This is a genomic window from Pseudomonas sp. gcc21, from assembly GCF_012844345.1.
In the GTDB taxonomy this organism is placed as follows: Bacteria; Pseudomonadota; Gammaproteobacteria; order Pseudomonadales; family Pseudomonadaceae; genus Halopseudomonas.
In genome coordinates this window covers 1,893,284-1,916,978 of sequence record NZ_CP051625.1, presented here as the reverse complement: position 1 = coordinate 1,916,978, position 23,695 = coordinate 1,893,284, and the positions used below count along the sequence as shown (strand labels likewise).

Here is a 23,695-nt window from a genome sequence, read left to right as displayed (position 1 = left end):
CCAGGCGATTTATAGCCTGGCCAACCCCTCCGGCCAGGCTGATCGCTCAGCTTCGATCACCCAGCCAACTTGCTCGGCCATGGCTTCACTCAGCTGAAGCCTGCCAGGTTTCTCTGCGACCAGAACGCCTTTCTTCAGTATGTAAATCTGCTCAGGTAATCGCTCTTTTCGCAGCTCGCACAAATACAGATCCGGTTGGCTGTAATCCAGGTGAGCCCGTAGTTCGCCGCTTTGGTTATCGAACACCTCGTCTGCATGCAGAGCTGTAAGCTGGTCGCACCCTGTGGGGAGCGTCAGCCGCATCGAGTAGACCAGTTGCAATGAATTGCTTGGCAGATGGATATAGGCGCGTGGCCGTTCGAGCAGCGGCTGGTTGCCGCAACAAACGGGGCGCGTATGACCCCGGTCAGGTGTGAGCTCGAACGCGAGGCTGGTATCGACTGGCAAGTCGCTCGCATAGGGTGTCGGCAGCCACGTTTGCTGATAACGCCCCTGGAACCAGCCGTGCGGGCCTTCGAACAACAGCTCTTCGGCAATCTCGGTCATGGCTGTGAGTAGCGGAACCCTGAGTTCATGGGCAGGCACATAACCGGAAATGAGCTTCAACACCTCATCGCCATGGTCGGGTCGCTCCTGGCGAACCAGTAACTTGAAATTCCGCCCGTGCCACTCAAGTATCAGATCAGCAGACACGCCCAGATTGGCGACAGTCACATCGAAGTGGTGTGGGTCATCGATGGCTATCGGCACTCGCAGCGCTTGCATCTGGGTAAAGCTGAGCGGACTGCCCACCGGGGTATACCGAAGCCTGTCGGGACTCGCCTGCACCCGAAGCGCCTGGGTTTTGAATACCACCGGGTTCTTCCGTGCGATGATCCGAGGCATCTGGTGTACCGACGTTAGGGTTGGCTGGAAAGTGTATCCAGTACGCTGACTGCCGCTGCAACATTCTGTTCGAGGTGCTTTGGGTTGATGGTGCCGATAATTGCAGACGCTACAGAAGGATGCTCAAAAATCAACCGTAACCCAGCGCTAACCGGATCATCGCCCGTCAAACACAAATGACCACTGGCCAGGGCTTTTTTTATCAGGATGCCCTTGCCGTGCGTCTGAGCATAGTCGAGAACCGGGCGTTCGCTTTGTTCGTTGGCATTGAAGGTGACCATTGCACAATCACCACGCTCCAGAGCGCTGATTCCGCCCTCGACCGTTTTGCCCGAGAAGCCGAAGGCTCTGATCAATCCGTCACGCTGACAGGCTTCCAGTTCTGCGTAGCTGCCTTCGGATAAGACATCAAGATCGTTGCCATCCGAATGCACCAGTACCAGGTCTAGGTAGTCTGTGCGGAGTCGTTTGAGTGAGCGCTCGATGGAATAACGAGTATGGGCAGCACTGAAATCAAAGCTGGATACGCCGTCAGTGAATTCTTCGCCGACTTTCGTGCACAGGATCCAATCCTGGCGTTGGCCTGCGAGGAGCGTGCCGAGGCGGACTTCACTGCTGCCATAGGCAGGCGCCGTATCGATCAGGTTGATCCCAAGCTCGCGTGCCAGTGCGAGCAGATCGAGCGCCTGTGCATCGCTGGGCAAGTCAAAGGCGCTGGGGTATTTGACGCCTTGATTGCGACCGAACTTGACCGTACCCAGCCCCAAGGGGGAGACCGTTAAGCCCGTGCTGCCGAGCTGTCTGTGGTGGTTATGCAAGGCGTTCATGGGAAGCAGATATCCCACACCGGTGTGGCTATATGGGGTCGTGGGAGGCCGGCGTTCGATTGTGGGATGGTTGGGCGTATCGCCTGGTGATCGAGTTCGGCCAGTATCTGGTCGCTGAGGTTGGGCGTGAGCGCTAGTTTTGTGGGCCAGCACACCAGAACGTTGTGCACTGCCTGCATATAAGCCGTATCCGGGCGCACCAAGCCACTCTGTGCGGGCTCGGCCCGATTGATGGGTAGCGTCGTCCAGCGCGTCTGGCTCAGGTCCACCCAGGGCAGCAGGTCGGCCAGCTCGTTTCTGGCTTTGGCAATCAGTTCGTCAGGCGCCAGGCCAACGCCCTGCTCAGCCAGCTCGCCGCCGAGATACCAGCACCATTGGCCATCAGCGCAGGGGTGCGTAGTGATAGTGACGCGTGGCTTGGGGCTGCTACCCAGGCAGTGCGCATAAAGCGCTGGCAGCTTCGGCCCCTTGATCAGCACCATGTGCAGCGGCCGGCGTTGCATGGCTGGTTGATCAACGCCCCAGCTGTTCAACAAGCCTTCGTTGCCTTCGCCGGCGGTCAGTACATAACGCTGAGCTTTGATCAGGTGATCGTGTATGGCGATGCCTTCGATGCTGCCGTCCGGCCTGCGTTCCACATGGGGCGAAGCGTCAACTACCAGACTGTCGCCAGACAGTTCCGCAAGACGGCGAATGGCATCGGGTACATCAAGCACCAGTTCGGCCAATCGATAGACCTTCCCCCTGAAAGCAGGGTTATCGAATATCTCGGGACGCTCGGAACCTTTGACCGTATCGACCCGGCCGCGTAGCGCCTTGCTGGCAAAAAAGCCCGCCATGTTGCTGATCAGACTGCCTGGCGACCACAGGTAATGATTCGCGGATAGCAGCCTGACCCCTGAGAGGTCCAGTTCCCCGGTACCGTCCAGACAGGCGCGCCAGCGTTCAGGCATGCCGCCGATGGCTTCTGCGGCCAGGCTCAGTTTTCCATGCAATGCGTATTTGGTGCCGCCATGAATGATGCCCTGCGACTTGCTGCTCTGGCCGCCTCCCAGCGCGCCTCGCTCGATCAAAAGAGTGCTGTATCCGAGCTGTTGCAGCCGAGCATTCAACCATAAACCGGCGATGCCGCCGCCGAGGATGCAAATGTCGGTTTCCAGGGTTGTGCTCATAAATTTTGCAGGTGTCCTAAAAAGGTTCCTAGTATAGACACTGCCGGTGCCTCGGGTCACATCTGCTACTCTATGCCGCATTTCAGATAGGGACATGGTCATGGTGCGCCTGATTTACAGTCTTGTTTTTACGCTGCTGTTGCCGGTCATACTGGGCCGGCTGTTGTATCGAGCCTGGCGCGCGCCAGCCTATGCCCGGCGTTGGCAGGAACGTTTCGCCATGAAAGGTGATATTCGACCCGGCGGAATCTGGGTTCATGCGGTGTCAGTCGGTGAGTCGATCGCTTCGGCTCCGATGATCAAGGAACTGATGCAGCGTTATCCTGAGCTGCCGGTCACCGTCACCTGCATGACGCCCACCGGCTCGGCACAAATCCGCAAGCTATTCGGCGATAGGGTGGGACATGCGTATCTCCCGTATGACCTGCCATGGCTACAACGCCGTTTTATCAGACGGCTTGCGCCCAAGGTCTGCATCATCATGGAGACCGAGTTGTGGCCGAACCTGGTGGCTGGGTGCAAGTCCGCCGGCGTGCCGGTGGTCCTCGCCAATGCGCGTTTGTCAGAGCGCTCCGCACGTGGTTATCAACGAATCATTGCGCTGGCTCGACCGATGTTTGCGGCGCTGGATTGGGTCGCGGTGCAGAGTCAGCCTGAAGCGCATCGTTTCGCGGCACTCGGCGTGCCAGTGCAGGCAATGAGCGTTACCGGCAGCATCAAGTTCGACTTGAAGCCCGATCCGGACAAACAGGCGCAGGCTGAGCAGTGGCGCGCCGGCTGGGGTAGGCGGCCGGTGTGGATTGCAGCAAGCACCCATGCCGGAGAGGATGAACAGATCCTTGAGGCGCACCGAAGCGTTCTGGATCAACATCCGCAGGCGCTACTGATCCTGGTTCCCCGCCATCCCGAGCGCTTCGATAGCGTCGCCCGGCTGATCAGTGATTCGGGATTGCAGGCGGTACGACGTAGCGCCGGGCGCATGCCTTCGGCTCAGGATCAGGTGTTTCTGGGCGACACTATGGGCGAGCTGATGCAATTCTTCGGTTGCGCTGATGCCGCCTTTGTTGGCGGATCGTTGGTACCTAATGGTGGTCACAATTACCTTGAGCCCGCGGCGCTGGGTCTGCCCGTCTTGTCTGGTCCGCACCGGTTCAATTTCACCGAAGTCAGCGATCTGCTTGAAAAGGCTGGTGCGCTGACAGTCGTGCAGAACGCGGGACAGCTGGCTGAGCGGGTTTGCTGTTATCTGGCAGATCCTGCCGAGCGGAGCAAGGCCGGCGCCGCAGGGCAACATGTCGTGCTGGAGAATCAGGGCGCCCTGGCCCGGTTGCTTGCCGGTATAGCGGAGCTTATCGAGCCGCGTTAACAAACCGCTCGACCCTGCCTCGCACCCGGACTGGCGCTATCCAGCTCCCGTTTCACTAAGAAGCTCGGTTCGCTGAAAACCAGACGCCTGGCTTCCTTTGAAGGGAAATGGATCCTGGTGCTATCCGCGCTGCTCTGCACCTAAGCAGTCATGCAGCGGGGAAGCGATACACCAAGAAAATCTATTAGAAGCTGCGCCGCATCCGCGACTGGTCGGACGACTCGGGCAGCTGGCCGCCCATGGACATGCGCTCGACTTCCTCGTCGCTGAAAGGCGGGATGAAGTCGCGGTTTGGATCGTAGTCAGGGTTGAGCCATTGAGACAGCTCTCGAAGATCCTGCGGACTGAGCGTCCCCGCGGCCTGTTTCAGGTCCAGGTTATTGATGATGTAGTTATACCGCACGTCGTTGTAATCACGCACGGCGCGGTACAGGTTGCGCTGGGCCTCCAGTACGTCGACCACATTGCGCGTGCCGACTTCGTAGCCGGTCTGGGTCGCATCAAGGGCAGCGTTGGCAGAGATGATCGCCTGGCGCCGCGCTTCGACTTCTTCAACGCTGGACGTGACAGTGCGAAACAGGTTGCGGGTGCTTTCAACGACACGGCGCAGCTGCGCTTCGCTCAGGCGTTCTGCCTGGCTCAGACGGAAGTTGGACTCGCGTACCCGAGAGGTGGTGGCTCCGCCAGTGAACAACGGCAGATTGAGCTCGACGCCGATAGAGGTAGTGTCTGTATCCGTGCTACCGGTGCGTCCCGTGGTGCTGCTGGCCGAGGCGCGGCCGCCAAAATTACTGCTATGGCGAACAAAGGCATCCACCGTGGGTGCATAGCCGGCCCGGCTGCTGCGCAGGGTTTCTGCTGCGCTGTCGATAGCCAGTCGCGAAGCCTGTAACTCCAGATTCTGCACCGCAGCAGTATCTACCCATTGCTGCAGATCCCCAGGGGTAGGGGGCAGGATGGGCAAGTCGTGGCTGATACCAATCAGTTCGTCATATTGCTCGCCTGTCAGGCGCGTCAGGGCCTGAAAGCTGATATCCAGATTGGTTTGTGCGCTGAGCCGTGCGGCACGCGCGGTATCGAATCCGGCAAGGGCTTCAAGTACATCGGTGCGTGCAGACAGACCCACTTCGAACCGTTCCCGAGCCTGCTCTAACTGGCGTTCGAAGGCGGCTTCCTCCGAGCGGGCTGATGCGAGATTATCCGAGGCCCGCAGCACGTTGAAATAGGCGACGGCCACTTCCAGAATCAAGCTTTGCTGGGTAGCGGAAAATTCGACCCGAGCTTGCTCGCTCAGTGATTTGGCAGCCTGATAGTTGAACCAGTTTTCGGCGCGAAACAACGGCTGAACCAGGCTCGCCTGATAATAGTGGGTGGAATACCGGTCACTGCCGACCCCGTCGATCTCCAGACGCTCGCGCGCTGCACCTGCCGCCGCACCGATGTTGGGCAGCAGCTGTGCTCGCGCCTGGGGCAGGGCTTCCTGACGGGCCAGCGTATCCGCTTCGGCGGCTGCCAGGTCAGCACTGTTTTCAACAGCTTCCCGGTAGATCGTCAATAAATCCGTTTTGGCCATTGCCTGGCCCGAAGACAGGCCCACCATCAGAACAGCGACATAAAGGGGGCGGAGCATGCAGAGTTCCTTCGCATGGATAGAATAATCCGCCAAGGCTAATGAGCACATGGGCGCTGGTCAAGGAAGAAGCGAGGCGGGAAAAGAGTCGCAATCGAGGGCGACGATCTTTTCGGTATCAAACCAGCGCGAAAACATACCGAATCCTTGCGGCATCATGCTTGCGGCTCTAAGCTGTCAGCTCATCTTGACGGGGTGCCTTCCGCTTTGCGGTTGGCTGAGATAATACCCGTTGAACCTGAACCGGTTAATACCGGCGTAGGAATCGAGATGCGGCGTTCTGTTGCTTGGTACTGGACGGCAATCGTCCGGTCGAGCCTACCGCTCCGGTTCCCTGCGCGTTCTCAACGCAGTGGAGCACAATAATGAACAGCAAATTGCCTGATGATGCTATCACCCGATCCGGTGCCGATGGCGCAGCCACCCAGCCTTTCCCCAACTCCAGAAAAATCTATGTTACCGGCTCGCGCCCGGATATCCGCGTGCCCATGCGTGAAATCAGTCTGGCTGATACACCGACCGAGCTGGGCGGCGAAAAAAATGCGCCGGTATTGGTGTATGACACTTCCGGGCCTTATACCGACCCCAATGTAGCGATCGATCTGCGTTCTGGTCTGGCTGATGTACGGGGAGGCTGGATCAATGAGCGTGGCGATACCGAAATATTGCCAGGCCTGTCGTCCGAGTTCGGTCGGGCGAGATTGGCCGATCCGTTGCTGGACAGCATGCGTTTCGCCCACGTGCGCACGCCGCGCCGGGCCAAAGCCGGTCGTAATGTTACGCAAATGCACTATGCCCGCCGCGGCATCATTACGCCCGAAATGGAATATATCGCTATCCGCGAGAACATGAAGTTGCAGGAGGCGCGCGCGTCGGGATTGCTTGACCAGCAGCATCCGGGACAGAGTTTTGGCGCAGCGATACCGCAGCAGATAACGCCGGAGTTCGTGCGGGACGAGGTGGCCCGTGGCCGCGCTGTGATTCCAGCGAATATCAATCACCCGGAACTGGAACCGATGATCATCGGCCGCAACTTTCTGGTAAAGATTAACGGCAATATCGGTAACTCGGCGCTTGGCTCCTCCATTGAAGAGGAAGTCGAGAAGATGACCTGGGGTATCCGCTGGGGCTCGGATACGGTGATGGATCTGTCCACGGGCAAGAATATTCACGAGACCCGCGAATGGATCATCCGCAATTCGCCGGTACCAATAGGTACAGTGCCTATCTATCAGGCCCTGGAGAAAGTGAACGGTGTAGCGGAAGACCTGACCTGGGAGATATTCCGCGACACCTTGATCGAGCAGGCCGAGCAGGGCGTGGATTATTTCACCATTCATGCTGGCGTGCTGCTGCGCTACGTGCCCATGACTGCCAAACGGGTGACCGGGATCGTCAGTCGTGGCGGATCAATCATGGCCAAGTGGTGTCTGGCGCACCATAAAGAGAGCTTTCTCTATACGCATTTCGAAGATATCTGCGAGATCATGAAGGCCTACGATGTGTCCTTCTCGCTGGGCGATGGTCTGCGTCCTGGTTCGATCGCCGATGCCAACGACGAAGCTCAGTTCGGTGAGCTCGAAACGCTTGGTGAGCTGACCAGACTTGCCTGGAAGCATGATGTGCAGGTGATGATCGAAGGCCCGGGTCATGTGCCAATGCATCTGATCAAGGAGAATATGGACAAGCAGCTCGAGTGTTGCGACGAGGCGCCTTTTTATACCCTCGGCCCGCTGACCACGGATATTGCGCCGGGCTACGACCACATCACCTCCGGCATTGGCGCGGCGATGATTGGCTGGTTCGGCTGCGCGATGCTGTGCTACGTAACGCCCAAGGAACATCTCGGTCTGCCAAACCGTGATGACGTGAAAACCGGCATCATCACCTACAAGATTGCAGCGCATGCTGCGGATCTGGCCAAGGGGCATCCCGGTGCGCAGATTCGCGATAACGCTCTGAGCAAGGCGCGTTTCGAATTCCGCTGGGAAGACCAGTTCAATCTCGGGTTGGATCCGGATACCGCCCGTCTGTATCACGACGAAACCCTGCCGAAGGAGTCGGCCAAGGTGGCGCATTTCTGTTCCATGTGCGGCCCGAAATTCTGTTCCATGAAGATCACCCAGGAAGTCAGGGATTACGCGGCGGCGCAGCCTGTGGAGGTGATTGATACGGCGGTTGAGGATGGCATGAAAGCCAAGTCACAGGAGTTTCGCGCAACCGGCTCGCAGCTCTACCAGAAGGTCTGAAGTATTGCCGTACGGCCTGAAGGTATGCGAGTTTAGTTGGGTTTGTTGACACTGAATAAACCGCAACGCCTTTGGGGATGATATTGAAGACTTTTACCCGCGACGATGTCGAGATAGTCAGCCGCGAATCCGGTTTCGAGGGATTCTATCGGCTGGATATTCTGACTGTACGGCATCGTCTGTTTCGCGGCGGCTGGGGGCCGGATCTGCGCCGTGAGCTGTTCGTACGTCACGATGCCGTCTGTGTGCTGCCTTACGATCCGTGGCTCGACTCGGTGGTATTGATCGAGCAGGTGCGTATCGGCGCGTTGGAAAAAACCGATCGTCCATGGCTGCTGGAGCTCGTCGCCGGCCTGATCGATAAAGACGAATCACCCGAAGAAGTAGCTCACCGCGAGGCAAAGGAAGAAGCCGGTCTGGAGTTGCTCGATCTCGTACCTATCACCCGCTATTTCCCGTCACCAGGAGGCAGCGACGAGAAGGTCCACCTGTACTGCGCGACGGTGGACAGTCGGGGCGCCGGCGGCATCCATGGTCTGGAGGAAGAGGGCGAGGATATTCGCGTCAGTGTCTGGCCGCGCGCTCAGGCGCTTGCCGCGGTTGAGGACGGGCGAATTGACAATGCCGCGAGCATCATCGGACTGCAATGGCTCGAACTACATGCTGAACGCCTGCAACAGGCAGCGGGGACACAGCCTTGATGGTCGCCCTGAGATCGCGCTATCACATCGATCTTTCCCAGTTGCAGGCAATATGCGAAGAGAATTATCTGCGCCTCAACAAGCTGATGCCTGCAATGGCCGTCCAGGATGAGCAACGGATCGTGATTGATGCCGGTGACGGTCCTGATCAGGCCCTGGTCATGCGCGTGCTTGAACGCTGTCGCTACACCACCATGCTGCAACTGGTTTACGAACGCAGCCATGATTGGCTTGCTCCGCCGCGGATGGAAATACGGCTGTACCACGACGCCAGTATGGCTGAGGTGGTAGCTGCATATAATCGCCGACGCTTCATGGGGGTCTATCCCTATCCCAACGAGCAGATGCTGCAGCCGGATGAAAAGTCCCAGCTCAACCGCTTTCTGGGTGAATGGCTAGGCCACTGTCAGCGCTTTGGTCAAAGTGCGCAGCCGGTTGTGCTGGACCGCTGAGAACGGCCTGGCTGTGAACCAGTCACTGGATTAGTTGTCGCGGAGTTGTCATCATTTCCCTTGGGAAAGGGATCAGGAGCAGGCCGTCGATGCCGCCAGTCACAACAACCGAAGCTGGATACGTCAGTATCGTTCAGCTTACGGATAGTCATTTGTTTGCAGATCACAGCGCAAGGCTGCTTGGTCTCGATACGTTCGCTAGCCTTAATGCGGTGATTGATCAGGTACTGGATGAGGTCGACCAGATGGATCTGGTGCTGGCTACCGGTGACATTACCCAGGACGGGTCTGAAGGAGGATACCAGCGCTTCATTGAAGCTATTGGCCGGCTCCCCGCCGCCTGTCGCTGGATACCCGGCAATCATGATGACGCGGCGCTGATGGCCACACTGGGCGATGCGTCCGGCCTTAATGCCGACTGGATCGATCTTGCCAACTGGCGCATCGTGCTGCTTGATTCAAGTATCCCCGGAGCCGTACCTGGCCGTCTCGATGCTGAACAGCTCGATCACCTTGATGCTGCGCTGGCTTCGGCGGGTGAGCGTCATGTGCTGGTTTGTCTGCATCACCACCCCATTGATATCGAAAGCGACTGGATGAATCCGCTCGGATTGCAGAATGCCGATGAGTTTTTGCAACGTGTGGATAGCAACGCAAATATCCGGGGGCTGCTATGGGGCCATATCCATCAACAGCTTGATGCGATGCGCGGCAAGGTCCGGTTGCTCGCAACGCCTTCGACATGCATCCAGTTTGACGCGCACAGCGCAGACTTTGCTACCGATACGCAATCACCCGGCTACCGTTGGCTGCGGCTGCACACCGATGGGTCAATTGAGACTGAGGTGTCGCGCTTGCCTGCTGGACGTTTCGTGCCCGATCCGGATGCCAGCGGCTATTAGACTCATTGGACCCGGCAACGCAGCCGCTGCGCAACGACAGCAGGCTCTAGCAGGCAACAGGCATGGGCATGCCGTCCTTCTGGTAAGAGCAGCAGATTGATACCTGGCCGCAGAGCGGCGTCGCTAATGAATTCAAGGCATGTGCAGTGAATTGCCAATAGTTGACAGTGTGGCGCCGCAGGCGCTGCCCATAATCCTCTGGAAGTCGCATCACACGATGTTGATCAACCGGAGACAAGCATGTCCGCATTCGCCACCGCTCAGGGTGCTGATCCGCACCACGAGTCCTTTGATGTCGTGATCGTCGGTGCCGGTATATCCGGCATCGGCTCCGCTACCATGCTGCGCGAGCAGCACCCGAATCTGAGCTTTCTCATCATTGAAGCGCTGGAATCCTATGGTGGTACCTGGCTGATCCATAAATACCCCGGGGCGCGATCTGATAGTGATCTGTTCACTTTCGGCTATCACTTCAAGCCATGGACCGGCAAGCCGATTGCCTCGCGCGACCAGATCCTGCAGTACCTGGGTGAGGCGATCAAGGAGGCCGACCTGGCGCCACATATCCGCTATCGACAGCGGGTCGAGTCGGCCGACTGGTCCAGTGCTGATCAATGTTGGACCTTGCAGGTTAGCCATCAGGGCGATAAAGCGCGCCCCATAAAAGCTGGTTTTCTGTGGATGTGCCAGGGGTACTATCAACATGCCCAGGGGTATACCCCCGCCTGGCCTGGCATGGAGCGTTTCAAGGGTGAGGTGATTCACCCGCAGCAATGGCCGGAAGCGGCCGATATGCGTGACAAGCGGGTCGTGGTCATCGGCTCCGGCGCAACAGCCGCCACCCTGATTCCCGCGTTGGCATCTGACTGCCGAAAGGTCACCATGCTGCAACGTACGCCAACCTATTTTGCCGCCGGGCGCAATGCCGATCAGCTGGCCGAGGAACTACGCAACCTGGAGATCGACCCTGCCTGGATCCACGAGATCATGCGCAAGAAAGCCGTGCGCGATCGGGCGGTACTCCTCAGAAACGCCAACGAGGCACCCGACAAGCTCAAGCATCAGTTGATTGAGGGCGTGCGTGCCTGTCTGCCGGAAGGGTTCGATGCCGAGCGGCATTTCACTCCGCCCTACAAACCCTTGCAACAACGGGTGGCGTTTGTTCCCGAAGGCGACCTGTTCAAGGCGATCAGTGACGGCAAGGCCAGCATGGTCACTGATCACATCGAGTGCTTTGACGAGCAGGGTATTCAGCTGCAGTCCGGTGAGCGGCTGGATTGTGATGTGGTGATTACCGCGACCGGCTTCGAGATGTCGGTGATGGGTGAAATCCCCTTCAGCGTTGATGGCGAGCGGGTGGATTTTGCGGCCACCGTCGGTTACCGCGGCATCTTGTTTACCGGCGTACCCAATATGGCCTGGGTCTACGGTTACGGGTTCTACAGCTGGACGCTGCGCGTCGAGTTGATCGGCAACTTCGTTTGCCGCTTGCTCGGGCACCTTCAGGCGACAGGTGCAAAAAGTGTGGTGCCTGCCTTGCGTCCTGAAGACAGCGAGATGCAGCTCTTGCCCTGGGTGGATACACAAACCCTCAACCCGGGTTACCTGATGCGTAGCCTGCACCGCTTGCCCAAACGCGGTGACAAGCCGGAATGGCAGCATAGCCAGGATTACGGGTACGAAAAGCAGATGCTGCCAAAGGTGGATTTTACCGATTCGATATTCAGTTATCACTACTGACGCTGCCCCACTGGGTAGGCCAAACCACGATGGAGTACAACAAGATGAGCGATTTCAATAAAGGCGTTGCCGTGATTACCGGGGGCGGCTCAGGGCTGGGCAAGGCGCTGGCGCATGCAGCCGCCAAGCGTGGTATGAAAGTAGTCTTGGCGGACGTCAACGCCAAGGCGCTGGAGCAGACTCTGAATGAATTACGCGCTCAGGGTGCCGAGGCCATTGGTGAGGTCCTCGATGTGACCGATGCGGCTGCGGTTGAAGCGCTGGCCAAACGCAGTGAAGCCCATTTCGGACCGGCAAATCTGGTCTTCAACAATGCCGGCGTCGCCAGTGCCGGCCTGATCTGGGAAAGTACCGACCAGGATTGGGATTGGCTGTTGGCCGTCAACGTCAAAGGTGTTGCTAACGGCATCCGCGCCTTCACGCCGCAAATGTTGGCTGCCGCCAGCGCTGACACGGCGTTTCAAGGTTGTATCGTCAACACCGCCTCGTTGGCCGGTGTGCTGACCGGGCCGGCGATGGGGTTATACAGTGTTTCCAAGCATGCCGTCATGGCACTTTCCGAATGCCTGTATCATGACCTGTCATTGGTCACCCGGCAGGTCAAAGCGGCTGTGCTCTCACCCTCCTATGTGGCAACCAATATTGGCCAGTGTCACCGTGTACGACCGCAACAGTGGGCCAACAGCGAAGGGCCGACACGCTCCCAGATGGCGACTGCCTCCATGGCGCAAAACAACCTCGATAACGGGTCGCTCACTGCCGAGCAAGTGGCAGAAATAACCTTTGCTGCCGTTGAGGATGGCCGCTTCTATATTTTCCCCACCGACGAGATGCATGGGCTGCTCAAACATCGCTTCGAGTGTATGCTGGATAATGCAAATCCTGACCTGCCCTATGCAGATTATCCTGTGTTGCATAGTCGCCGGCAGCGCCTGATGGAGGCACTGGTTGATTGAGAGCAAGTATGACTGACATCGCTACCGGCAGCCTGAGCCCGGGTCTGGACAGCCTGCTGCGACAGCATGCCAGGCGCCACTATCTGCCAAGAAAAGACCAGTTGTTCTACCGTGGTTCCGCGCCTGACGCCTTGTTCTGCCTGCTGAGTGGTCGAGTAAGGCTCAGCGTGACCGGGGCCAGTGGGCGTGAAGCCCTGTTGAGTGTGGTGCCGCCGGGGCACTGGTTTGGCGAGGCCTCAGTGTTCAGTGGCGAGCCACGAGTCCATGACGCTTTTGCCGAGGTAGATTCCGAGTTGCTGGTGGTTCCGGCCAGAGTGCTGCATCAACTGGTTGATCATCAATCGACTTATCTGCTGGAGTTTCTGCGGTTGATGGGCTTGCGCTACAAATCGACGCTGGAGCGCATGGATGACAGCGTTCTGCAGCCGCTACCGGTGCGGCTGGCGCTGCAGTTGCTGGCATTGGCTAACACCACTGAAGCAACGGACAGCCCCAAAGCGGGTTGTCAGTTGCGTGTGGCGCAAGAAAGTCTCGCCCAGATGCTTGGCGTTTCCCGGCAAAGCGTCAACAAAATCCTCAAGCAGTGGGAGCAGGCGGGTATGATCGCAATTCGTTACCGCAGCATTGACCTGCTGGCACCTGAGAGTCTGGCACGGCAAGTCCATTAGGCCATGCCAGCAAGGCCTGGTGTCCTCGTATCACCCTGTATGCCGCCTGCCCCTTGGCAGCAGGCAAGCCTGCCGGCTACTATGCCGGCTGTTTGTCTTCCCGGGTGAGTCCCGGGCACCCCCGATTGATCGAGGATAACCAGACGCTCTATGTCCGATACCTATAATGCCGACGCGCTGGAAGTGCTCAGCGGCCTGGACCCGGTACGACGTCGACCGGGCATGTACACCGACACCACCCGCCCGAACCACCTCGCCCAGGAAGTTATCGATAACAGCGTCGATGAGGCGCTCGCCGGTCACGCCCGAACGATCAATGTCATCCTGCATGAAGATAACGCGTTGGAGGTCACTGATGACGGGCGCGGCATGCCGGTGGATATGCATGCAGAAGAAGGCGTCTCTGGTGTTGAACTGATCCTTACTCGCCTGCACGCAGGGGGCAAGTTCTCCAGCAAGAACTATCAGTTCTCCGGCGGTCTGCACGGTGTTGGTATTTCGGTGGTCAACGCGCTCTCGCTGCGCGTCGAGGCGCGCGTGAAACGGGATGGCCAGGAATATGCCATCGCTTTCGAGAACGGCGAAAAAGTCAGCGAACTTGAAATAGTCGGCACGGTGGGCAAGCGCAACACCGGTACTTCGGTCAAGTTCTGGGCAAACCCCGATTATTTCGATACGCCCAAGTACAGCATCAGCCGACTCAAACACCTGCTCAAGGCCAAGGCTGTACTCTGTCCGGGACTGAGGGTGAATTTTGATGATCGTCAGTCCAAGGAGCAGACCTCCTGGTATTACGAGGACGGGCTACGTGATTATCTGGTCGACGCCTGCCTCCAGTGGCCTCGATTGCCAGAGGAACCCTTTAGCGGCAACTTGTTGTCGCGGCAGGAAGCGGTGGAGTGGGCCTTGTTCTGGCTGCCTGAAGGCGGCGAGCTGGTGCAGGAAAGTTACGTCAACCTCATTCCCACGGCCCAGGGCGGAACCCACGTCAACGGGCTGCGCACCGGGGTTCTCGAGGCGGTACGCGAATTCTGCGAGTTTCGTAATCTGCTGCCACGGGGCGTCAAACTGGCACCCGAGGACGTGTGGGAGCGGGTCAGTTACGTGTTGTCCCTGAAAATGGGAGATCCGCAATTCTCCGGACAAACCAAGGAGCGCCTGTCGTCCCGTGAGTCAGCCGCTTTCGTGTCGGGTGTAATCAAGGATGCATTCAGCCTTTGGCTTAACCAGCATGCCGACATTGGCCAGCAGCTGGCTGAAATGGCGATCAATCACGCCAGCCGGCGACTGAAGGCTGGCAAGAAAATCGAGCGTAAGCGAATCACCCAGGGACCGGCGTTACCCGGCAAGCTGGCTGATTGCGCTGGTCAGGATCCACGCCGTGCCGAGTTGTTTCTGGTAGAAGGTGATTCGGCCGGTGGCAGCGCCAAGCAGGCGCGCGACAAGGAGTTTCAGGCGGTAATGCCGCTACGCGGCAAGATCCTGAATACCTGGGAGGTCGATCCCGCTCAGGTGCTGGGTTCACAGGAAGTACACGACATTGCGGTGGCGATTGGCGTCGATCCGGGCTCTCCGGATCTGGCGCAGCTGCGCTATGGCAAGATTTGCATACTTGCCGACGCGGACTCCGATGGTCTGCATATCGCCACATTGCTGTGCGCCTTGTTCGTCAAACATTTTCAGCCGCTGGTAGAAGCCGGTCATGTTTTTGTGGCGATGCCGCCGCTATACCGGGTTGACGTCGGCAAAGAGCTTTTTTATGCCCTCGACGATGCTGAGAAGCAGGGCATTCTCGATAGGATCGAGGCTGAAGGTAAACGCGGCAAGATTCAGGTCACGCGCTTCAAGGGACTTGGCGAGATGAACCCTTTGCAGCTGCGTGAAACCACCATGGCCCCGGATACGCGTCGGCTGGTTCAGTTAACCATCGACGACATGCCACAAACCGAAGCGCTGATGGACATGTTGCTGGCCAAGAAACGCTCGCCGGATCGCAAGAGCTGGCTCGAGAGCAAAGGGAATCTGGCCGAGGTGCTGCTTTGATGCAAGCGGCCGGTCTCAGGATGGAACAGAGCTGTCTCTGTGGCTGAAAAGCCGTCTTCCCGTCGCTTCGGGACTGCCATGCTGGTGCTGGCCTGGGTCGTCGGTCTGGCGCTGGCGGCCAACTGGTTTGCCGGTATCGAAGAGCATCAGCGCAACCCCAACCGACAGCCGGAATCGCTTTATACGGAATCCGTGGTTGAGGTGCGCCTGGATAGCAACCGGCAAGGCCATTACCTGGTTGGCGGACAGATAAACGGCACGGACGTCACCTTTCTGCTCGATACGGGCGCGACCTTCGTTGCCATACCGGCGCAGGTGGCTGAGGAGCTTGGTCTGACGCGCGGCCGACCGGTAATGGTCAACACCGCCAACGGTTTGGCTGAGAGCTACAGCACACATCTTGAAAGCCTGGCGCTGGGCGATATCCGCCTGCGGGATGTCGCTGCCGGCATCGTTCCCGGCATGTCGGGCGACGAAATATTACTGGGTATGAGCGCGCTGCGGCAGCTGGATTTCAGCCAGCAGGGCGGACAACTGATTTTGCGGCAGAACCGCTAATAGAGGGTGAGTATGAGTGACAGCCTGGATCTGAGCATGGAAGGCGTGGAACGCCGTGCACTGTCGTCGTTTACTGAAGAGGCGTACCTCAATTATTCGATGTACGTGATCATGGACCGGGCCCTGCCAAACATTGGCGACGGCTTGAAGCCGGTACAGCGCCGCATCGTTTATGCCATGAGCGAGCTGGGGCTCTCTGCCACGTCCAAGCACAAGAAATCGGCCCGGACGGTCGGTGATGTGCTCGGTAAGTATCACCCCCACGGAGACTCCGCCTGCTACGAGGCGATGGTGTTGATGGCCCAGCCTTTTTCCTATCGCTACCCGCTGGTGGATGGGCAGGGCAACTGGGGCGCGCCGGACGATCCCAAGTCCTTCGCGGCGATGCGTTACACCGAGGCGCGTCTGGCTCGTTACAGCGAAGTACTGCTGACTGAGCTCGGGCAGGGCACTGTCGACTGGCAGCCCAATTTCGATGGCACCATGGACGAGCCCATGGTTCTGCCTGCGCGCTTGCCCAATCTGTTACTCAATGGCACGACGGGCATCGCGGTGGGTATGGCGACGGATATTCCGCCTCACAACCTGCGCGAAGTGGCCGCTGCCTGCGTACGCTTGCTGGATGAACCGGGCGCTGGCGTTGATGAGCTGATGGAACATGTCCAGGGGCCGGATTATCCGACCGAAGCGGAGATCATCACGCCGCGTAGCGAGCTGGTCAAACTCTACTCCACCGGCCGCGGCTCGGTACGTGCGCGCGCAGTCTGGGAGCGCGAAGATACCGACATTGTCGTCACGTCGCTGCCGCACCAGGTGTCCGGTTCGCGGATTCTTGAACAGATCGCTGCGCAAATGCAGGCGAAGAAACTACCAATGGTCGCAGACCTGCGCGATGAATCCGATCATGAGAATCCGACCCGTATCGTCATTGTGCCGCGTTCCAATCGCGTAGATGCCGAAGAGTTGATGCAGCACCTGTTCGCGACCACTGATCTTGAGCACAGCTATCGCGTAAACATGAACGTTATCGGGACCGATGGCCGCCCTGCTGTGAAAGACCTGCGCAGCATGATCAGCGAATGGCTGGCTTTCCGGATCACGACGGTGCGTCGTCGCCTGCAGTATCGCCTGGACAAGGTACTCAATCGGCTGCACTTGTTGGACGGTTTGCTGGTTGCGTTCCTCAACCTGGACGAAGTTATTCACATCATTCGGACCGAGGATCAGCCCCGCGCCGAATTGATGGCCCGCTTTGGTCTCAGCGAGCTCCAGGCTGATTACATCCTGGACACCCGGTTACGCCAACTGGCGCGCCTCGAGGAAATGAAGATCCGCGGCGAGCAGGATGCGCTGGCTGCTGAGCGTGATCAGTTACAGAAAATCCTGGGCAGTGAGAAGCGTCTGCGCAACAAGGTGCGCGATGAGCTGATTGCCGATGCCGAGACGTATGGGGACGACCGTCGCTCACCACTGGTCGAGCGTCGCGAAGCCCGCGCGCTATCCGAAACCGAACTGGTGCCTGCCGAACCCGTAACCGTGGTGCTATCCGAAAAAGGCTGGGTGCGCTGCGCCAAGGGGCATGATGTAGACGGCCCGGCGCTGTCCTATCGCTCGGGTGATAATTTTCTCGCGCAGGCAGCTGGCCGGTCTAACCAGCCTGCCGTATTCATTGATTCCACCGGGCGGAGTTACTCGGTGGCAGCGCATACCTTGCCGTCAGCACGGGGGCAGGGCGAGCCCCTGACCGGACGGCTCAGTCCGCCGCCTGGCGCCGCCTTTGAAGCGGTCCTGATGCCTGATGACCAGGGACTGTATCTCGTTGCTTCGGACGCGGGCTATGGGTTCGTGGCGCAGGGCGCAGATCTGCACGCCAAGAACAAGAATGGCAAGGCGTTACTCAGCGTACCGGCCGGAGGAAAAGTGATTGCTCCGGTGCTCGTTTCTGATCAGACAAGCGATTCGGTGGTGGCTGTTTCCAATGAGGGCCGCTTACTGGTGTTTCCTGTCGCAGAATTGCCGCAGCTGGCGAAGGGTAAAGGTAACCGGATCCTGTCCATTCCTTCTGCACGCGTTAAGTCTCGGGATGAATTTCTTGCGGGCTTAACCGTGTTGCCTGCCAATGCCAATCTGGTGTTGCTAGCGGGCAAGCGCACGCTGACGCTTAAACCTACGGATCTGGAACATTATCGCGGTGAACGCGGCCGGCGCGGTAACAAGTTGCCGCGCGGGTTCCAGAAGATCGACTCCATTACTGTTGACTAGAACGTGCCGCCGTCCCGTTGCACAAGCAACGGGACGGCGATAGCCAGGCGATGCTGATCAGCTGCGCCGTTGGGTGTACAAGGCGTTCAGCTGACGCTCCAGTAAGGTCTGGTGCGGTTCCTGCAGGCGTTCAACGCAATACACGCCGGATTGACTTGCCAGGCGCCTTACCACGGCACGCTGGCTGAGAATGCCAGCGGTAGCAAGGGACGCATCCAATAGCACGAGGTTGCGGCTGAATTCGAGTCGATCCAGCATCTGCTTGCAGTCGGGTTGCTCTGCATACGCGTCGCCATCCAACTGGTCGATATTATCGGTACGGCAGGCAGCCAATTGCAGATGCAAGGCAATACCCGTGTCAGCAATCTCGATTTGCAGGTCGTGCCCAAGCACCCTTAGTAGTTCGCCGCAGCTGAGTACTTTGGTGAGTTCTTCAGCATCATTCTTATCCGCCTCACCAGTGAACGAGATCACGCTGGTGCCATCGTGCAGCGTTTGTAAACGTCCCTGGTAGATCTCTGCAGCTTGACCTAGATGTTCCCGGTAGCGTTCAAGCAGCGATAGCAAGCGAGGGCGAGCGAGACGACGAAGTACATCCTGATTGCCGAGTCGAACCGCCAGGACCGCGCCGGGTATTGCCGGAGGTGCCGGGGGAGCCGGGTCCGATAAGGCGTCTTCCTGGTCATACGACACCGCTTCGGAAGGTTCCGCTATATCCGATCGGACTGCCTGGTTGCGCGAATCTTCCTCAACGGGCTGATCGTCCTCATCAAAAGCATGTGCCTCGCGGCGGATGATGAGTGCGTCCGGGTCGGAACCCTCATGGGCTGGCTCAGGCTGGACCGGGCCGAACACGGTATCGGGATCCGGAGCGAGGTCCAGTGAGGTGGGCGCTTGCGCAGCGCCGGGCTGGTTCGCTAATTCCATGGTGGCTGGTTCAGGCGACTCTGGCTCGAATGTATCCTCCGGTTCGTCCGGCGCCTCCGGCTCGTCAGGGGGTGGCATGTCGACGATACGCCGCTCGGTTAACCGGCGGGCAAGATCTCCGAGTTCATCCGCGCGGTCGAGTCCGGCCGGAGGCGAATCGGTATCCCCATGCCAGTCAGCGAGTTCATTGAGGACCTTGCTCATTCCGGCCGCCATGCGCCAGGCCAGTAACGCGCCCAGGAGAGTGAGCCCAAGCAGGCTCCATAGCAGGTGACGGACCAGGGCCTGGCCTGGCGCGCTGAAGGGTTCAGCTGCCAGGCTCAGGCGCAACTGGCCGGCCAACACGTCCTGAACATGTACGGCTGTAACGAAGCGGCCCTGACCAGGTGCCAACTGAGCGGCAGCCACCTTGCTGCCTGCCTCGGCGACGATGCGGTTATCAGGCGTGGTCAGGCTTGTATGGGCGATCAGCGGGTTCTGGTTCCACTGTGCAAGCAGGATATTCAGGCTCAGATGATCATCCGCCGCCAGTGGGTCCGCAACGGACGCGGCAACCTGCCGCGCGAGTTCGGCGCCGACGGCGTCTGCCTGAGCTGCAGTGTCGCGCTGGAGCTGATACTGGCCGAACCAGATGAGTAACAGAAGGACCCCGAATAGGGGCGTCAGAACGAGCAGCATCAAACTGCCCCGCAACTTGATGCTCTGGTCGCGCCAGGCGGCATAGCAGCGGAGAAAAACATTGTCGGAGTGCGGTGAGCGATTCAAGATAAAACTCGATATGGCAGGTGAAAGATCCGGCAAGCGAAGGAGGTCGTCCGGTGTAAACGAACTTCATGTCCTTCGGAAGCGATTGAGTATAGCTATTCCCTCGCAGGGTAAAAAGCGGCCACCCTTCGAGGGGCTTTCCAGTGCTGTTGCCGCGCCATCACGGTGGCGATGAAAGGGCAGCAAACGCTATTTACGGTTAGAATGGCGGCCCAGTCTTTTCAGCGGAGCGGCTACCTTGAACGAAATCGTCCTGATCAACATCACCGGGCCTGATCGGCCAGGCCTGACCGCTGCGATTACCGGCATTCTGGCGCGGCAGAACGTTCGGATTCTCGATATCGGTCAAGCGGTTATCCACGATACGTTGTCGTTTGGCATCCTGGTCGAGATGGCGGGCGATACCGGAATGTCTGATGTATTAAAGGACGTTTTGTTCCGCGGTTATGAGCTTGATCAACAGGTTCGTTTTACGCCGGTCAGTGCCGAAGAATATAGCCGCTGGGTCACTGGGCAAGGCAAGCCACGGCACATCGTGACATTGCTGGCGCGGCGCATTACCGCCGAGCATATCGCTCGTGTCAGCGAGATCACCGCGCGCTTCGATCTGAATATCGACCATATAGACAGACTTTCCGGTCGTATCCCTGAGGGTCTGCCCGCCGATCAGGGCAAGGGCTGTATAGAATTCTCCGTGCGCGGTGAACCTGACGATCCGGCCGCTCTGCGGAGCGAATTCCTGGCCATCGCGCAAGAACTGAACGTGGATATTGCCTTTCAGCAGGACAGCATCTTCCGCAGAAACCGTCGACTGGTCGTCTTCGACATGGATTCGACCCTGATCGATGCCGAAGTGATTGATGAGCTGGCCAAGGCCGCAGGCGTAGGCGACTTGGTGGCAGAAATCACCGAGCGGGCGATGCGTGGCGAACTGGATTTCAAGGCCAGTTTTCGTGAGCGTATGGCCCTGTTAAAAGGGCTGCCTGTGTCTGTGCTGGAAGAGATCAACGCCGGCCTGCGGCTGACTGAAGGTGCGGAAACGCTGATAGCCCAACTGCGCCGTCTGGGCTACAAGACCGCGATACTCTCGGGTGGCTTCAGCTATTTTGCGGAACAATTGCAGCAGCGCCTTGGTATCGATTACGTCTACGCCAACGCCTTGCCCGTCGAAAACGGGCTGGTGACAGGCGAGGTGCAGGAGCCGATCGTCGACGGGCAACGCAAGGCGGATCTGCTTCGCGAGCTGGCTGAGCGGGAGGGGATAAGCCTTGAGCAGACTATCGCGGTGGGCGATGGTGCCAATGACCTGCCGATGCTGGCGATTGCCGGCCTGGGTGTAGCATTCCGCGCCAAGCCGCTGGTCAAGCAATCAGCCAAACAGGCTATTTCAACGCTTGGGCTGGATGGGATTCTATATCTGCTGGGTTTCAGAGACAGGGACGGGTGCCAACCCATCGATTAAAACGCGAATTGGCGCCGTGTCGGCGCCAATCTTCACTCCGCAGAGAAATCGTAGTTCATCGTCTCGCTGGGCGCCTGGAGATAGAAACCCTGGATGTAATTGACGCCCGCCTGCCACAGGGTGGGCATCATGGTGGCGCTGTCGACGAAGGAAACGATAGTCAGCTTGCCCTTGCCATGCAACGTGGTGACTATTTCCTTGAGCGCTTCGACTGATTCGGGTGTTGAAAGATCCCGGCTGAACGAGCCATCCAGTTTCACGTAATCCACGTGGACGTGTTTCAGCGCTGCGTAAGGGTTCAACGCGCAACCGAAATGACTCAGCGATACCTTGCAGTGAATTCCGCGTAGCGCCTCGGTAAAAGCCCTGGCCTGCTTCAGATAGGTATTCACGTCTGCATCGTTGAACTGGAATACCAGTGCATCCATGGGTAGCCGTGATTCCTTGAGCAGCTTCGAAATCCAGGGCACCAGATCCAGATCCTGCAGGCTGGCACTGTTCAGGTTCAGGATCAGTCGCGTATCGGTGCCCTTGCTGCGCTGCTCCACGAGCATTCGAACTGCTTTTCCGATCATCCAGCGGTCGAGTTCACTGGCCAGGCCCGAGTCGATTGCCGCCTCGAGATACTCACCAGCGGGTACTTCCTCGCCCTGGCTGTTGAGCAAACGCAGATAGGTTTCATAGAGCTCAGAGCTATCGCCGCGCAGGCTTATAACCGGTTGAAATTCAAGCTTCACTGCATCCGTTTCAATGCTATGGCGGATCAGCGCAATAAGATTTCCGCGATTGGCCTGATGCGCCAGTTCGACCAGGGGATTGAAAACCTTCACCGCGTTACCGCCGTCCTGGCTGATCTGGTCCGAGAGACGGTGAGCGCGGTCAACGGCCTGAACCGGGTCCGGACTGGTCTCGCTGATAGTTGAGACACCCATGCTTGCGGTAATCTGTACGGTGCGTCCGTTGGCCTCAAACAGGTTGCCCTCGATTTGCCGGCGAAGCGAGTCCAGCGAATCGAGAACGCTTTCGGGCTCCTGCGCATCCAGCAGGACGCTGCACGCATCATCGCTGAATCGCGCCATCAGCGTGTCTTCCGGGAAGAACTGCCGAAGAATCTGCGCAATATCGGCCAGCACCAGATCGGCACCGCCGATGCCGACATCGGCCTGGAGCGCATGGAAATTGTCGATGCCGAGATATACCAGTGTGCTTGGCTTGCCCTGACGAACCGCCTGTTCGCTGATACTTTCGAGCTGTTCCTGGAAGTAGGCGCGGTTGAACAGGCCGGTCACCAGATCCTGGCGAGCCATGCTCTTGAGTTTTTCCTCGAACTCTGCGCTGGCGGTTTCGGCGCGGATCACAACCTGTGTGCAGGGTTCGTTGTCATAGCTGGCCGGTGAAAAGGACAGCATGATGGGGAATTCCTTGCCGTCTACATCAACACCGCTGCAGCGCATTTCGTTCTGGTCACCGCGGTCGATATAGTGCCGCAGAAAATCCTTGAACACAGCCTGATCCTTCGCCGCGATCAGGCCTACCATCGGCTCCGCAGCGAGGTCGTCGACATCGTCATAGCCGAACAGTCGGGCATATGAGCGATTGGCATAGATATGCATTCCGTCGTGTACGTAGGCGATAGCATCGACGGAGCTGTCAAGCAGTAGCTGGCAACGCTTCTCGGCTTCGCGCAGCGATTGCTCGGCGATACGCTGGTGTCTTCGCGCCGCCAGGCTGGTCAGCTCACGTTGGGCCACCAGTATCAGCAGTGCATCGGAATCGACAGAGATTGCGTCCTTCATACCGCTGCGCAGGGCTTCAACCAGCGTTTCGGTATCCGGCTCGGAAAGGCGGAGAATGAACGGAACATCACGGTCCGGGCCGATCAGGCTGAGCGCCTGTCGCGCGGACATGAAACTCGTTTCCGGGGCCGCGATACACAGGTCCCAGGTTTGTTGAAGGCATTCGTGCAGATCTTCTGCCGAGGTAATACGATGAGCGCGGGTGGCGTGGCCGGCGTTGCGCAAAACGCTGACGATTCGCTCGGCGTTGTTCTGCGAATCATCAAGTATTAACAGCCTTATAGCCTGCGTTTCGGTGCCCATAGTCTTCCATGTATGCGGGCCGGAGAAAGTC

Annotated in this window: 18 protein-coding genes and 1 riboswitch; of the genes, 12 read left to right on the top strand and 6 right to left on the bottom strand. The window is 58.6% G+C overall.

The genetic code is table 11. The features are described 5' to 3' along the window. Positions 1 to 9 precede the first annotated feature (9 nt). From HG264_RS08865 to HG264_RS08855, 3 genes are read right to left on the bottom strand one after another with little or no spacing between them, the layout of a single operon-like run. Positions 10 to 885, bottom strand: coding sequence for a metal ABC transporter ATPase (locus HG264_RS08865; RefSeq protein ID WP_169407318.1), 876 nt, complete (start codon positions 883 to 885; stop codon positions 10 to 12). 14 nt (positions 886 to 899) lie between these two features. Next, positions 900 to 1,712: an aldo/keto reductase gene (locus tag HG264_RS08860; RefSeq protein WP_169407317.1), complete on the bottom strand. Its 813-nt coding sequence runs from the start codon at positions 1,710 to 1,712 to the stop codon at positions 900 to 902. Continuing rightward, positions 1,709 to 2,884: an FAD-dependent oxidoreductase gene (locus tag HG264_RS08855; RefSeq protein ID WP_169407316.1), complete on the bottom strand. Its 1,176-nt coding sequence runs from the start codon at positions 2,882 to 2,884 to the stop codon at positions 1,709 to 1,711. Before HG264_RS08855 ends, HG264_RS08860 begins: the two co-directional genes overlap by 4 nt. A 100-nt stretch (positions 2,885 to 2,984) precedes the next feature. On the opposite strand from HG264_RS08855, the gene waaA reads away from it, so the two are divergent. Continuing rightward, positions 2,985 to 4,250: a lipid IV(A) 3-deoxy-D-manno-octulosonic acid transferase gene (gene waaA / locus HG264_RS08850; RefSeq protein ID WP_169407315.1), complete on the top strand. Its 1,266-nt coding sequence runs from the start codon at positions 2,985 to 2,987 to the stop codon at positions 4,248 to 4,250. Positions 4,251 to 4,434: 184 nt separating this feature from the next. Here waaA and HG264_RS08845 read toward each other — a convergent pair whose 3' ends face one another. Then, entirely contained in the window at positions 4,435 to 5,880 is a 1,446-nt protein-coding gene (locus HG264_RS08845; protein WP_169407314.1) for a TolC family outer membrane protein, read from the bottom strand. 181 nt (positions 5,881 to 6,061) lie between these two features. Next, a riboswitch (TPP riboswitch) is annotated at positions 6,062 to 6,162 on the top strand. Between the two features lie 83 nt (positions 6,163 to 6,245). On the opposite strand from HG264_RS08845, the gene thiC reads away from it, so the two are divergent. From thiC to parC, 10 genes are all read left to right on the top strand, one after another. Next, positions 6,246 to 8,129, top strand: coding sequence for a phosphomethylpyrimidine synthase ThiC (gene thiC / locus HG264_RS08840; RefSeq protein ID WP_169407313.1), 1,884 nt, complete (start codon positions 6,246 to 6,248; stop codon positions 8,127 to 8,129). Positions 8,130 to 8,212: 83 nt separating this feature from the next. After that, positions 8,213 to 8,830, top strand: a complete 618-nt coding sequence (locus HG264_RS08835; protein ID WP_256663832.1) for an NUDIX domain-containing protein — start codon at positions 8,213 to 8,215, stop codon at positions 8,828 to 8,830. Beyond that, on the top strand, positions 8,830 to 9,282 hold the full coding sequence (locus tag HG264_RS08830) for a DUF1249 domain-containing protein (RefSeq protein ID WP_169407311.1): 453 nt from the start codon (positions 8,830 to 8,832) through the stop codon (positions 9,280 to 9,282). Before HG264_RS08835 ends, HG264_RS08830 begins: the two co-directional genes overlap by 1 nt. Before the next feature lie 89 nt (positions 9,283 to 9,371). Then, the gene (gene cpdA / locus HG264_RS08825; RefSeq protein ID WP_169407310.1) at positions 9,372 to 10,184 is read left to right on the top strand and encodes a 3',5'-cyclic-AMP phosphodiesterase; all 813 of its coding nucleotides are present in this window, start codon (positions 9,372 to 9,374) and stop codon (positions 10,182 to 10,184) included. Positions 10,185 to 10,424: 240 nt separating this feature from the next. After that, positions 10,425 to 11,924: an NAD(P)/FAD-dependent oxidoreductase gene (locus HG264_RS08820; protein WP_169407309.1), complete on the top strand. Its 1,500-nt coding sequence runs from the start codon at positions 10,425 to 10,427 to the stop codon at positions 11,922 to 11,924. A 44-nt stretch (positions 11,925 to 11,968) separates the two neighbouring features. Beyond that, positions 11,969 to 12,880: an SDR family NAD(P)-dependent oxidoreductase gene (locus tag HG264_RS08815; protein ID WP_169407308.1), complete on the top strand. Its 912-nt coding sequence runs from the start codon at positions 11,969 to 11,971 to the stop codon at positions 12,878 to 12,880. A gap of 8 nt (positions 12,881 to 12,888) precedes the next feature. Further along, a complete protein-coding gene (locus HG264_RS08810; protein ID WP_169407307.1) occupies positions 12,889 to 13,548 on the top strand; it encodes a Crp/Fnr family transcriptional regulator in 660 nt (219 codons plus the stop codon). Positions 13,549 to 13,698: 150 nt separating this feature from the next. Next, entirely contained in the window at positions 13,699 to 15,591 is a 1,893-nt protein-coding gene (gene parE, locus HG264_RS08805; protein WP_169407306.1) for a DNA topoisomerase IV subunit B, read from the top strand. 39 nt (positions 15,592 to 15,630) lie between these two features. Further along, positions 15,631 to 16,149: a TIGR02281 family clan AA aspartic protease gene (locus tag HG264_RS08800; protein WP_372240215.1), complete on the top strand. Its 519-nt coding sequence runs from the start codon at positions 15,631 to 15,633 to the stop codon at positions 16,147 to 16,149. Between the two features lie 12 nt (positions 16,150 to 16,161). Next, positions 16,162 to 18,411, top strand: coding sequence for a DNA topoisomerase IV subunit A (gene parC / locus HG264_RS08795; RefSeq protein WP_169407305.1), 2,250 nt, complete (start codon positions 16,162 to 16,164; stop codon positions 18,409 to 18,411). A 57-nt stretch (positions 18,412 to 18,468) separates the two neighbouring features. Here parC and HG264_RS08790 read toward each other — a convergent pair whose 3' ends face one another. Then, positions 18,469 to 20,016 carry a hypothetical protein gene (locus HG264_RS08790; RefSeq protein WP_169407304.1) on the bottom strand — a complete coding sequence of 516 codons (1,548 nt, stop codon included), beginning with the start codon at positions 20,014 to 20,016 and terminating at the stop codon, positions 18,469 to 18,471. A gap of 325 nt (positions 20,017 to 20,341) precedes the next feature. On the opposite strand from HG264_RS08790, the gene serB reads away from it, so the two are divergent. After that, on the top strand, positions 20,342 to 21,565 hold the full coding sequence (gene serB / locus HG264_RS08785) for a phosphoserine phosphatase SerB (protein WP_169407303.1): 1,224 nt from the start codon (positions 20,342 to 20,344) through the stop codon (positions 21,563 to 21,565). Positions 21,566 to 21,597: 32 nt separating this feature from the next. Here serB and HG264_RS08780 read toward each other — a convergent pair whose 3' ends face one another. Then, positions 21,598 to 23,664, bottom strand: coding sequence for an EAL domain-containing protein (locus HG264_RS08780; RefSeq protein ID WP_169407302.1), 2,067 nt, complete (start codon positions 23,662 to 23,664; stop codon positions 21,598 to 21,600). Positions 23,665 to 23,695 lie beyond the last annotated feature (31 nt).

Coding starts and splice junctions, on each gene's coding strand:
- HG264_RS08780 (WP_169407302.1), bottom strand. CDS start 23,664: ATGGGCACCGAAACGCAGGCTATAAGGCTGTTAATACTTGATGATTCG.
- HG264_RS08855 (WP_169407316.1), bottom strand. CDS start 2,884: ATGAGCACAACCCTGGAAACCGACATTTGCATCCTCGGCGGCGGCATC.
- HG264_RS08810 (WP_169407307.1), top strand. CDS start 12,889: ATGACTGACATCGCTACCGGCAGCCTGAGCCCGGGTCTGGACAGCCTG.
- HG264_RS08820 (WP_169407309.1), top strand. CDS start 10,425: ATGTCCGCATTCGCCACCGCTCAGGGTGCTGATCCGCACCACGAGTCC.
- HG264_RS08830 (WP_169407311.1), top strand. CDS start 8,830: ATGGTCGCCCTGAGATCGCGCTATCACATCGATCTTTCCCAGTTGCAG.
- HG264_RS08815 (WP_169407308.1), top strand. CDS start 11,969: ATGAGCGATTTCAATAAAGGCGTTGCCGTGATTACCGGGGGCGGCTCA.
- HG264_RS08845 (WP_169407314.1), bottom strand. CDS start 5,880: ATGCTCCGCCCCCTTTATGTCGCTGTTCTGATGGTGGGCCTGTCTTCG.
- parC (WP_169407305.1), top strand. CDS start 16,162: ATGAGTGACAGCCTGGATCTGAGCATGGAAGGCGTGGAACGCCGTGCA.
- cpdA (WP_169407310.1), top strand. CDS start 9,372: ATGCCGCCAGTCACAACAACCGAAGCTGGATACGTCAGTATCGTTCAG.
- thiC (WP_169407313.1), top strand. CDS start 6,246: ATGAACAGCAAATTGCCTGATGATGCTATCACCCGATCCGGTGCCGAT.
- HG264_RS08860 (WP_169407317.1), bottom strand. CDS start 1,712: ATGAACGCCTTGCATAACCACCACAGACAGCTCGGCAGCACGGGCTTA.
- parE (WP_169407306.1), top strand. CDS start 13,699: ATGTCCGATACCTATAATGCCGACGCGCTGGAAGTGCTCAGCGGCCTG.
- HG264_RS08790 (WP_169407304.1), bottom strand. CDS start 20,016: ATGCTGCTCGTTCTGACGCCCCTATTCGGGGTCCTTCTGTTACTCATC.
- HG264_RS08865 (WP_169407318.1), bottom strand. CDS start 885: ATGCCTCGGATCATCGCACGGAAGAACCCGGTGGTATTCAAAACCCAG.
- waaA (WP_169407315.1), top strand. CDS start 2,985: ATGGTGCGCCTGATTTACAGTCTTGTTTTTACGCTGCTGTTGCCGGTC.